The organism is Pseudomonas sp. BTN1 (assembly GCF_001907715.1).
GTDB lineage: Bacteria > Pseudomonadota > Gammaproteobacteria > Pseudomonadales > Pseudomonadaceae > Aquipseudomonas > Aquipseudomonas paracarnis.
Window position 1 is genome coordinate 260088 of record NZ_MPBM01000025.1, and the last position, 10573, is coordinate 270660.

11 protein-coding genes are annotated in these 10573 nt (G+C 61.8%); 3 read left to right on the top strand and 8 right to left on the bottom strand.

Annotation, left to right across the window (positions count from 1 at the left end):
* Nucleotides 1-17 precede the first annotated feature (17 nt).
* Nucleotides 18-1031, bottom strand: a complete 1014-nt coding sequence (gene hemB / locus BMH52_RS12785; protein WP_019819828.1) for a porphobilinogen synthase — start codon at nucleotides 1029-1031, stop codon at nucleotides 18-20.
* 208 nt (nucleotides 1032-1239) lie between these two features.
* Here hemB and BMH52_RS12790 point away from each other — a divergent pair, with 208 nt between their 5' ends.
* Nucleotides 1240-1875, top strand: coding sequence for a DedA family protein (locus BMH52_RS12790; protein ID WP_014720433.1), 636 nt, complete (start codon nucleotides 1240-1242; stop codon nucleotides 1873-1875).
* Here BMH52_RS12790 and BMH52_RS12795 read toward each other — a convergent pair.
* Entirely contained in the window at nucleotides 1856-3091 is a 1236-nt protein-coding gene (locus tag BMH52_RS12795) for a sterol desaturase family protein (RefSeq protein WP_014720434.1), read from the bottom strand. The two genes, BMH52_RS12790 and BMH52_RS12795, sit on opposite strands and share 20 nt — an antisense overlap.
* A gap of 115 nt (nucleotides 3092-3206) precedes the next feature.
* Between BMH52_RS12795 and elbB the strand changes: the two genes are divergently transcribed.
* Nucleotides 3207-3872, top strand: coding sequence for an isoprenoid biosynthesis glyoxalase ElbB (gene elbB, locus BMH52_RS12800; RefSeq protein WP_060766876.1), 666 nt, complete (start codon nucleotides 3207-3209; stop codon nucleotides 3870-3872).
* Between the two features lie 34 nt (nucleotides 3873-3906).
* Here elbB and BMH52_RS12805 read toward each other — a convergent pair whose 3' ends face one another.
* The 5 genes from BMH52_RS12805 to abc-f form a co-directional block, all read right to left on the bottom strand.
* A complete protein-coding gene (locus BMH52_RS12805) occupies nucleotides 3907-4362 on the bottom strand; it encodes a YaiI/YqxD family protein (protein WP_032902238.1) in 456 nt (151 codons plus the stop codon).
* Nucleotide 4363: 1 nt separating this feature from the next.
* Nucleotides 4364-6259 carry an FTR1 family protein gene (locus tag BMH52_RS12810; RefSeq protein WP_014720437.1) on the bottom strand — a complete coding sequence of 632 codons (1896 nt, stop codon included), beginning with the start codon at nucleotides 6257-6259 and terminating at the stop codon, nucleotides 4364-4366.
* A 200-nt stretch (nucleotides 6260-6459) separates the two neighbouring features.
* Nucleotides 6460-7092: a LysE family transporter gene (locus BMH52_RS12815; RefSeq protein WP_005792425.1), complete on the bottom strand. Its 633-nt coding sequence runs from the start codon at nucleotides 7090-7092 to the stop codon at nucleotides 6460-6462.
* A 96-nt stretch (nucleotides 7093-7188) separates the two neighbouring features.
* Complete coding sequence (locus BMH52_RS12820) at nucleotides 7189-7755, bottom strand: mechanosensitive ion channel family protein (RefSeq protein ID WP_003195372.1); 567 nt, start codon at nucleotides 7753-7755, stop codon at nucleotides 7189-7191.
* Entirely contained in the window at nucleotides 7755-9665 is a 1911-nt protein-coding gene (abc-f, locus tag BMH52_RS12825) for a ribosomal protection-like ABC-F family protein (RefSeq protein ID WP_014720438.1), read from the bottom strand. Before abc-f ends, BMH52_RS12820 begins: the two co-directional genes overlap by 1 nt.
* A gap of 50 nt (nucleotides 9666-9715) precedes the next feature.
* Between abc-f and BMH52_RS12830 the strand changes: the two genes are divergently transcribed.
* Nucleotides 9716-10180 carry a TIGR02444 family protein gene (locus tag BMH52_RS12830; protein ID WP_177345086.1) on the top strand — a complete coding sequence of 155 codons (465 nt, stop codon included), beginning with the start codon at nucleotides 9716-9718 and terminating at the stop codon, nucleotides 10178-10180.
* Here the strand turns inward: BMH52_RS12830 and BMH52_RS29970 are convergent.
* The coding region (locus tag BMH52_RS29970; RefSeq protein ID WP_371915696.1) for a hypothetical protein at nucleotides 10177-10573 on the bottom strand (397 nt) is incomplete at its 5' end. The genes BMH52_RS12830 and BMH52_RS29970 overlap by 4 nt on opposite strands.

Consider the following 10573-nt stretch of genomic DNA (forward strand, 5'->3'; position numbering starts at 1 on the left):
GAGTGTTCCTGTGAGGGCTATTGTTGCTCTCTAAGCAATTGGGCGGCGCGGGCGGCGAAGTAGGTCAGAATGCCATCAGCGCCGGCACGTTTAAAGGCAGTCAGGGATTCGAGGATCACCCCTTCACTCAACCAACCATTCTGGATGGCCGCCATGTGCATGGCGTATTCACCGCTGACCTGATAGACAAAGGTCGGCACTTTGAATTCCTCTTTGACCCGGTAAAGAATGTCAAGGTAGGGCATCCCCGGCTTGACCATCACCATATCGGCGCCTTCGGCCAGGTCGGCAGCCACCTCGTGCAGGGCTTCCTGGCTGTTGGCCGGGTCCATCTGATACGAGGCCTTGTTGGCCTTGCCCAGGTTCAGCGCCGAGCCTACCGCATCGCGGAATGGGCCGTAGTAGGCGCTGGCGTATTTGGCCGAGTAGGCCATGATCCGCACATTGACGTGACCGGCCAGCTCAAGGGCTTCGCGAATCGCCTGGATGCGCCCGTCCATCATGTCCGACGGTGCAACCACCTGGGCGCCCGCAGCCGCGTGTGATAACGCCTGCTTGACCAGTGCATCGACGGTGATGTCGTTCTGCACATAACCGTCTTCGTCAAGAATGCCATCCTGGCCGTGGGTGGTGAACGGGTCCAGGGCCACGTCAGTGATCACCCCAAGCTCCGGGAAGCGCTCGCGCAAGGCACGGGTGGCGCGCTGGGCAATCCCGTCGGGGTTCCAGGCTTCAGCGGCGTCCAGGGACTTGAGTTCCGCCGGGGTCACCGGAAACAGCGCCAGCGCCGGAATGCCCAACTCGACCCAATTCGCCGCTTCTTCAAGCAACAAATCAATGGTCAGACGCTCCACACCCGGCATCGACGCCACCGCTTCCCGGCGATTTTCGCCGTCGAGCACGAAAACCGGCAGGATCAGATCATTCGTGGTCAGTACATTTTCACGTACCAGGCGACGAGAAAAATCATCACGACGATTGCGACGCAGACGGGTGGCAGGGAACAGGCGATTGGCAGGGGTAAAGCTCACGACAGACTCCTGAGCCCGTGTTTACGGGCGAGCGTTGCAGTTATAAGCGGCCATTATGACGAATGAATGACAGTTGTGCTTATCGACGCGACCTGTAGTCCCATTCGTCATTTGCATAGGAATTGTTCACTTCGTGACACATCTCGATACTTTCATGAATCTTCGTGAAGGCGTAGGCTGCGCGTTCATTTCGCCAGCACCCTAGACCATGCTTCAACAATTTCTGCATGACTTCGGCTACTTTGCCCTCTTTCTCGGCACGTTCTTCGAAGGCGAGACCATCCTTGTACTCGCAGGCTTCCTGGCGTTCCGTGGCTACATGGATATCAACCTGGTGGTGGTCGTTGCCTTTTTTGGCAGCTACGCCGGCGACCAGCTCTGGTACTACATGGGGCGCAAGCACGGCCGCAAGTTGCTGGCGCGCAAGCCGCGCTGGCAATTGATGGGCGACAAGGCGCTGGAACATATCCGCAAGCATCCGGATATCTGGGTATTGAGTTTCCGCTTCGTCTACGGCTTGCGCACGGTGATGCCCGTGGCGATTGGCCTGTCCGGCTATCCACCGTTGCGCTACCTGGTCCTCAACGGTATTGGCGCGGCGATCTGGGCCGCGGCACTGGGGGCGGCGGCCTACCACTTTGGCGCGGTGCTGGAAGGGATGCTCGGCAGCGTCAAGAAATACGAGCTGTGGGTACTGGGCGCCTTGCTGGTGCTGGGCTTTGGCCTGTGGCTGCGCCGTCGCTTCAAGAATGCCCGCATCGCCCGCCAAGCCTGTGCCGAGGCCAAGGCTCGGCTGGCTAACGAGCCAGCCCCGATCGAAACGCCTAAGACACCCACCGAGTAAGCCGGCTTCTGCAACAGTAGAGGCCGATGAGGCTGAGCAGGCTGTAGCTCGCCAGGCCCAGCCAGCCCAGGTTGCTGGCGGGCCACAACCCTGCCAGCGGCGCCAGCCATACCAAGGGAACATTCAGCACCAGGCGCGCCAGCTCGGCCTTCAGTGCCCATGGGCGATTCTCCAGCGCAACCCCCAGGGTAAACAATCCCAGTGCCATCGCGCCCCAACCGAGGACCAGCGCCGAGGTGGGCGAGCCCTCACCCACATTCATCAGATAGCTGCCAAACCCCACATAAGCCGCAAACTGCAAGGCGATGTAGACCTGGTGGCGCACGTCCAGCGGCACCTCGAATTTGCGGAACTGGCTCAGGTCCGGCTTGGCCATCGGGTACTTGGCCTTGACGTCCGCCGGCCGCCAACCGGTGCGCATGAACCAGATGCGCAGCTTGTCCCACCAACGCTCAGTACGCCTGGCGTCGCTCCAGAGCTGCGCATAAAACTGCAGGTTGGCCCACAGCGGATTCCAACTGGCCAGGGGTGTGGTTACGCCGAAAATCACCGGTTCGTTATCGTCTTCCTCTTGGAAGGTGCCGAACAGCCGGTCCCAAATAATGAACACCCCGCCGTAGTTGCGATCCATGTAGAGAGCGTTCTGTGCATGGTGGGCCCGATGATTGGACGGTGTGACGAAAAACCATTCGACCCAGCCGAGCTTGGGAACATGGCGTGTATGGACCCAGAATTGATACAGCAGGTTGAGCGACGCTACGCTGATAAACACCACCAGCGGCACACCAACCACCGCCAGGGGCAAGTAGAAGATCCAACTCAGCAGGAAACCGGTGCTGGTCTGGCGCAAGGCAGTGCTGAGGTTGTAGTCCTCGCTCTGGTGATGCACCGAATGCGCGGCCCACAGGATGTTGCGTTCATGCCCCATGCGGTGCAGCCAGTAGTAGCAGAAATCATAAAACACAAAAGCGAATACCCAGGTCCAGACGCTCTGGGTCGGCAACTCGAACAACGCCAGGTGCTTGAGGGCGAAGGCGTAGGTCAGCAGGCCCACACCCTTGGTGAGCAAGCCGGTGGTGGTGGACAGCACACCGGTGCTGAGGCTGTTGATGGCATCCGCCACTCGGTAGTTGCGCGCGCCGCGCCAACGGTCGGCCAGCAACTCCACCACAATCAGGGCGATAAAAAACGGTACTGCGTAAGGCACGAAGTCCATGGGCTAGTCCGGTCTATTTTTGTTACATCAAGATTAGGTGCAGCGACGTGAGATCCCATTGGCAACAGGTTACAAATTAGTAGACATTTAACGCCATGAATCAGGAGAAATGCCCATGAGCAAAAAGATTGCAGTGATCCTTTCCGGCTGTGGCGTGTACGACGGCGCAGAGATCCATGAAAGCGTGATCACCCTGCTGCGCCTGGACCAGCGCGGCGCTCAAGTGGAATGCTTTGCACCCGACGTTGCGCAGTTGCACGTGATCAACCACCTCACGGGCGAAGAAATGCCCGAGTCGCGCAACGTGCTGGTGGAATCCGCGCGTATCGCCCGCGGCGCCGTGAAGGATATAGGCCAAGCCAACGCCGCAGACTTTGACGCGCTGATCGTGCCGGGCGGGTTTGGTGCGGCCAAGAACCTGTCGAACTTTGCCGTGGAAGGCGCCGGTTGCAGCATCAACCCTCAGGTGCTGGCACTGGCTGAAGCCTTTGCCGAAGCGGGCAAGCCGGTGGGGTTGATCTGCATTTCGCCGGCCCTGGCCGCCAAGATCTACGGCCCTGGCGTGACCTGCACCATCGGCAACGATGCCAGCACCGCCGCAGCCCTGGACAAGATGGGCGCCACCCACCTCGAATGCAGCGTGGAGGACATCGTCGAAGACCAGGCGCGCAAGCTGGTGAGTACGCCGGCCTACATGCTGGGCAAGAACATCAGCGAGGTGGCGTCAGGCATCAACAAGCTGGTGGATCGGGTGTTGGAGTTGACTCACGAGAACGACTGACGCCCTCTTTCTGTAGGAGCGAGCTTGCTCGCTCCTACAGTGGTTTCATCAAGCGGGTAAGGATTCGGTCCAGCGAATTGGCAAACGCCTGCTTGTCCTTTTCGCTGTGGGGCGGTGGGCCGCCGCCCATCTGGCCTTGCTCGCGCAGGTCGGTAAACAGGTTACGCACCGCCAACCGCTCGCTCATGTTCGCTGGGCTGAATTCCTTGCCACGCGGGTCAAGGGCCGTCACGCCCTTCTTCACCAAGCGGTCGGCCAAGGGCACGTCGCTGCAAATCACCAGTTCGCCGGGCACGGCGTGCTCCACCAGGTAATCATCGGCGGCATCCGGCCCGCTGGGCACCACGATCAGCTTCACACAGGCAAAGCTCGGTTTGATCTGGCTTTGCCCTGCCACCAGCACTACCTCAAACTGGCGCTTGAGGGCGAACTTCACTACTTGGTCCTTGGCCGCCCGAGGGCAGGCGTCGGCGTCGATCCACACGCGCATGCTACGCCGCCACCCGGCGCTTTTCGGTCAGGCGGCTACGGCCATACAACACCACAATCGCCAGGATCGCCACGGCCTGCGCCCCCAACGAGTACGCATCGGCGTGGATGCCCAGCCAGTCGAAGTCAAAGAACGCCACCGGCCGCGTGCCGAAGATGCCTGCTTCCTGCAAGGCTTTCACACCGTGCCCGGCAAACACCACCGACAGCGCACACAGCAGCGCGGCGTTGATGCCGAAGAACAGCGCCAGGGGCAACTTCGCCGAACCGCGCAGGATCACCCAGGCCAGGCCCACCAGCAGCACCAACGCCGTGGCACCACCGGCCAGCACCGCGTTGTGCCCGGCAGGGCCGGCTTGCAGCCACAGGGTTTCGTAGAACAGGATGACTTCGAACAGTTCGCGGTACACCGAGAAGAACGCCAGCACGGCAAAACCGAAACGCCCACCGCCGCCCACCAGGCTGCTCTTGATGTAGTCCTGCCAGGCTGCCGCGTGACGCCGGTCGTGCATCCACACGCCGAGCCACAGCACCATCACACTGGCGAACAACGCCGTGCAGCCTTCAAGCAACTCACGCTGGGCACCGCTGACGTCAATGACATAGGCCGCCAAAGCCCAGGTACCCAAGCCTGCCAACAGCGCCAGGCCCCAGCCGACGTTGACGCTGCGCACCGCCGATTGCTGGCCGGTGTTACGCAGAAAGGCGAGGATCGCTGCCAGCACCAGAATCGCTTCCAGGCCTTCGCGCAGCAGGATCAGCAAGCCGGAGATATAGCTCAACGACCAGCTCAGGCCATCGCCGCCCAGCAAACCGGCCGATTCAGTGAGTTTGCCTTTGGCCAAGTCCAAGCGCTGCTGCACCTGCTCGATAGGCAAGCCGTCCTGCAACGATTGCCGATAGGCCATCAGGGCCTTCTCGGTGTCTTTGCGCACATTGGCATCGACGTTATCCAGGGAGCTTTCCACCAGTTCGAAGCCTTCCAGATAGGCCGCGACGGATAGATCGTAAGCCTGCTCATGGTCGCCGTTGCGGAAGGCCGCGAGGCTCTTGTCCAAGGTGGCGGCGGTGTAGTCGAGCAACTGCGCGGGGCCACGCTGAACCTGCGGCGGTTGGGCACGTTGAGCGCGGAATGTCGCGGCAGCGCCAGGGCCGTCAGCGGCGAGCACTTCATTGGGGGTCTGACGGGCCAGGTCGGCAAGGTTGAATGTCTGCTCGCCTTTGGCGGCGGCCGGGTCGGCCGTGAAGCCGGCGATATAGGTTGCCAGGTCCCAGCGCTGGCGGTCGTCCAATTGGTCAGCGAACGACGGCATGTCGGTGCCCTCCACGCCCAGGCCGAGGGTGTTGTAGATCGCGTAGAGGCTCAGGCGATCCAGGCGCGTGGCATCGCGCAGGTTAGCGGGTGGTGGCGTCATGCCCATGCCTGCGGGGCCATCGCCGGCACCTGCTGTGCCGTGGCACACCGAACAATGCTGGGCGTAGAGCGGCGCGCCGCGCGTCGGGTCCGGCGTGATGGCCGGGGCCTGGCTGACTTCATACGCCACGGCCAGCTTGGCACCCAATTGACGGGCCTGGCGGGCAACGCTTGCGCCATCCTGGTGGGCAGTGACCGCGGCCAGCAGTTCATCAACGCCCTTTATCAGCTCGGCGCGCTCGGGTTTGTCTGGCAAATCCGCCACCAGCCCCTGCAACACCCCGAGAAATTCCACTTGTTCACGGTATTCCGAGTCATCCACCACCTTGCCCGCCTCCACCGTGGGTGGGTAGTCGGCGCCAATGTAGTCCAGCAAATGCAGGGCTTGCGGCGCGCCCTCGGCGGTCGCGGCCAACAGATTGAAGCTGCACGACAGCAACGCCGGCAACAGCAGCCAGGCGAGAAAGCGGAAAGGGGCGGTCATGAATGAATCTCAAGTGGAAATACGAAGTAACACTATTGTTGAGCTTTAATGGATTCGACTCAAGGTGTTATTTCATATCGCCCTAAAACCAATGTGGGAGCGGGCTTGCTCGCGAACGCGGTGCTTCAGTCACTATTTTCTTTGACTGATACCGTATTCGCGAGCAAGCCCGCTCCCACATTTTTGAGCCAGTCGCTTGGTCAGGCCGTGGCGCGATGCAGGCTCGCCAGGAAACCGGCAGCGCCGACAAACAAGCCAGCAAAAGTGCGGTTTACGCGTTTCTGTTGTTTGGGCGTACGCAACAGGCGCAAGACTTTCGACGCCAACCCTGTGTAGCCCGCCATCACGATCATATCGACGCTGATCATAGTGGCACCGAGGATCAGGTACTGGATCAACAACGGCGCCTGCGGGTTCACGAACTGCGGCAGCACCGCCAGCATAAACACCAGCGCCTTGGGATTGCTGGCGTTAACCAGGAAGCCGCGGAACATCATCGCCATCGGTTTGCCGATCGGGCGCACGGCGGCGTCATCGGTCATGTCCATGGGCAGGGCACGCCATTGTTTGATGGCCAGATACACGAGGTAGGCCACGCCAAACCATTTGATCGCATAGAACGCAGTAGACGAGGCCGCCAGAATGGCACCCAAACCACCGGCGACCACCGCAATCTGCATCGCCAGGCCCAGTTGCAGACCGATGGCGTTCCAGTAGCCACGCACAAAACCGTATTGCAGGCCGCTGGACATCGAGGCGATGGCACCGGCGCCAGGAGAAAGGGAGATGATCCAACTGGCCAGGAAAAAGGCCAGCCATGTATCGAGAGCCATTGCACACCTCGTAAGGGAGTTAGCGGTTGTGCCTTAAGCTAACTCCAGCGACCAAAGGCTGGCTATAGATTTCTGTAGGAGCGAGCTTGCTCGCGCCTACAGGATATTAGTGCCAGAGCCGGGCCAACGGCGTACCGAACGCTGGAAGAACAGACTATTGGGCACCTGCACCATCGCGCTGTTGGTCCCGGCTTCCTCGACTTCGATCAGCGTGGTGTAGAGCAAGTTGATCGCCACGACCCGGCCCTTCACGCCCGGTTTGTCGACGGTGTCCACCAACTCGACGATATCACCGAGGCGAAACGGCCCGACCGTGAAGATCAGGATCGCGCACAGCAGGTTCGACAGCACCGACCACATGGCGAAGAACGCCACGGCCGCCACCGCGACAAACCCCGACAGGGCCGTCCACAACACCGTGGCAGACACACCCAGGCGGCCCAGCACAAAGATCAGCGCACTGCCCATGATCAGCCAGCGCAAGCCGCCCCGCAGGGGCATCAGCAATTGCGGCGGGAACGGGTAGCGCTCACCCAGGCGCGTAAGGCCTTTTGCGACGAAGCGCTGAGCCAGGTAGCCAGCCAGCAGGATCAGCAGGATTTGCACGCCGATCCAGATGGGTTCGATCCATTGCACCGGTACCGGTAATTGCAACGCCTCCATCAGGACAGCGCCTCCAGCTCCGCTTGCAGGGTTTCGAGCAATTCGAGGGCCTCCATCCAGGTTTCCTCCAACTGCCCCTCGCGCACCTTGAGCTTGGCCTGTTCGGCCAGCAGGTCACGCAGCTCGTCCTTGCGCGCCGCCTCGTACACGGCGCTGTCGCCCAGGCTGGCTTCGATCTTGGCCAGGCGCTCATGCACCTTGCCCAGTTCGGCTTCCAGCTTGTCGGCCTCACGCTTGTGCGGCGCCAACTGCTGGCGCAGCGCGGCGGCGGCCTGGCGCTGGGCTTTCTTGTCGGTCTTGTCCGGGTTGACCGGCGTGTTGCTGGCCGGCGCATTGCGCAGACGGTACTCCGTCAGCCAGCGCGCGTAGTCGTCCAGGTCGCCATCGAACTCTTCGACCTTACCGTCGGCCACCAGCAGGAAGTTGTCGGTGGTGCTCTTGAGCAGGTGACGGTCGTGAGACACCACCAATACCGCACCGCTGAACTCCTGCAGGGCCATGGTCAGCGCCAGGCGCATTTCCAGGTCCAAGTGGTTGGTCGGCTCGTCGAGCAGCAACAGGTTCGGGCGATCCCACGCGATCAGGGCCAGGGCCAGTCGGGCTTTTTCGCCACCGGAAAAATTCAGCACAGGTTCGTCAATGCGCGCGCCACGGAAGTCGAAACCGCCAAGGAAGTCGCGCAGGGTCTGCTCGCGCTCGGTCGGCGCCAGGCGTTGCAGGTGCAACAACGGGCTTGCCTTGGCGTCCAGCGAGTCCAGTTGATGCTGGGCGAAGTAACCCACCACCGTGTTCTCGCCACGAGTGAGGCGACCGGCCAGCGGCTCAAGCTCACCCGAAAGGTTCTTGATCAGTGTCGACTTGCCTGCGCCGTTCGGGCCGAGCAAACCGATGCGTGCGCCCGGCGTGAGCTGCAGCTTGACCTTCTCCAGGATGGTTTTGTCGCCATAGCCAAGGCGAGCGTCCGAGAGGTCCAACAGCGGGCTGGAGATCTTCACCGACTCACGGAAGACAAAGTCGAACGGCGAATCGACGTGGGCCGCCGACAGCTCTTCCATGCGTTCCAGGGCCTTGATCCGGCTCTGGGCCTGGCGGGCCTTGGTAGCCTGGGCCTTGAACCTTGCGATGTAGCTTTCCATGTGCGCACGTTGCGCCTGTTGCTTTTCAAAGGCCTGTTGCTGCTGGGCCAGGCGTTCGGCGCGGGCGCGTTCGAACGCGGTATAGCCGCCACGGTAAAGGGTGATTTTCTTCTGTTCGACATGGGCGATGTTATCGACCACGGCGTCGAGGAAATCCCGGTCGTGGGAGATCAGCAGCAAGGTGCCCTGGTAACTCTTGAGGAAATCTTCCAGCCACAGGATCGCATCGAGGTCCAAGTGGTTGGTCGGTTCGTCGAGCAGCAGCAGGTCAGAGGGGCACATCAGCGCTTGAGCCAGGTTCAGGCGCATGCGCCAGCCACCGGAGAAGTCGGCGACCGGGCGGTCCATCTGTTCGTTGGTAAACCCAAGGCCAGCGAGCATCTTGCGAGCGCGAGCGTCGGCCGTGTAGCCGTCGGCGCTGTCCAGCTCCGAGTGCAGGCGCGCCTGGGCGGCACCGTCCTGGGCTTTTTCGGCCTCAGCCAGGTCGTGTTGCACCTGGCGCAGGCGCAGGTCGCCATCGAGCACGTAGTCGATGGCGATACGGTCCAGGGTGTCGATCTCCTGGCGCATATGGGCAATGCGCCAGTCGGCAGGCAGCAGGCAGTCCCCGGAATCCGGGGTCAGCTCCCCCAGCAACAGGGCGAACAACGTGGATTTGCCGGCGCCGTTGGCACCGATCAGGCCGGCTTTGTGACCGGCGTGCAGGGTCAGCTCGGCGTCTTCAAGAAGACGTTGCGGGCCACGCTGTAATGTTAGGCTTTGAAGTCGGATCATAATGGCGGCGGAGTCTACCAGCTTCGTTGGCCGCTGGCTTGGGTGTGAATATGTGCGCTGACCTGTGGAGCTTTGCCCTTTCGACCTATGCCCGCCCAGGCGTGGAGGCCGCGTGCCTGCGCTTGCAGGAGCAAGGGGCAGACGTGTGCCTGTTGTTGTGTGGTGCTTGGCTGGAGCAACGAGGTGTGGCGTACAAGCCCGAACGCGTTCAGGCACTGCAACAGATGGCTCATCCGTGGCGGGTGCAGGTAGTCGAACCGCTACGACAAGTGCGCGTGCAATGGCGAGCCTTGGCCCAGCAGGATGCGCAATTGGCATCGCTACGCGAGCAGATCAAGACACTGGAGCTGGAGGCCGAAAGAACGTTGCTGGCGCGCTTGGAAGCGCTGGCGCAGACATGGCCGATCAATGAGGTGCCGGGTCAGCAAGGCTGGCTTGAAGGCCTGGCGACCGAAGCCGCCAACCTTGACCACGACGCGCTGCTGCAATTGCGCGTCATGGCCACCAACACTTAGGAAGCGCTGGTTGGGGTGGTGCTTGGCGCTACCGGTGCAGGGGTGCTGCTGGCCGATGCAGTTGGAGCGGTGGCTGCTGCCGGGGTGGCAGTGGGTGCTGCTGGAGCGGCTGGCTTTGCGGGCGCTGGCTTGGCGGCTGGCTTCACGGCTGGTTTAGCAGCCGCAGGTTTAGCGGCTGGCTTGGCAGCCGGTTTGACAGCAGCGGTTTTAGCGGCTGGCTTCGCGGCTGGTTTGGCAGCAGCGGTTTTAGCGACTGGCTTGGCAGCTGGTTTGGCAGCTGGTTTGGCAGCAGCAGGTTTAGCGGCTGGCTTCGCGGCTGGTTTGGCAGCAGCGGTTTTGGCGACTGGCTTGGCAGCTGGGTAGGCGGCAGCAGATTTACGACCAGGACTGCCG

What these genes read in the sequence shown, in the direction of transcription:
- BMH52_RS12805 (WP_032902238.1), bottom strand. Translation starts at nt 4,362, where the DNA reads ATGCGCGTGTGGATCGACGCCGACGCCTGCCCTCGGGCGGCCAAGGAC.
- BMH52_RS12830 (WP_177345086.1), top strand. Translation starts at nt 9,716, where the DNA reads ATGTGCGCTGACCTGTGGAGCTTTGCCCTTTCGACCTATGCCCGCCCA.
- BMH52_RS12795 (WP_014720434.1), bottom strand. Translation starts at nt 3,091, where the DNA reads ATGGACTTCGTGCCTTACGCAGTACCGTTTTTTATCGCCCTGATTGTG.
- BMH52_RS12790 (WP_014720433.1), top strand. Translation starts at nt 1,240, where the DNA reads ATGCTTCAACAATTTCTGCATGACTTCGGCTACTTTGCCCTCTTTCTC.
- BMH52_RS12810 (WP_014720437.1), bottom strand. Translation starts at nt 6,259, where the DNA reads ATGACCGCCCCTTTCCGCTTTCTCGCCTGGCTGCTGTTGCCGGCGTTG.
- BMH52_RS12820 (WP_003195372.1), bottom strand. Translation starts at nt 7,755, where the DNA reads ATGGAGGCGTTGCAATTACCGGTACCGGTGCAATGGATCGAACCCATC.
- BMH52_RS12815 (WP_005792425.1), bottom strand. Translation starts at nt 7,092, where the DNA reads ATGGCTCTCGATACATGGCTGGCCTTTTTCCTGGCCAGTTGGATCATC.
- abc-f (WP_014720438.1), bottom strand. Translation starts at nt 9,665, where the DNA reads ATGATCCGACTTCAAAGCCTAACATTACAGCGTGGCCCGCAACGTCTT.
- elbB (WP_060766876.1), top strand. Translation starts at nt 3,207, where the DNA reads ATGAGCAAAAAGATTGCAGTGATCCTTTCCGGCTGTGGCGTGTACGAC.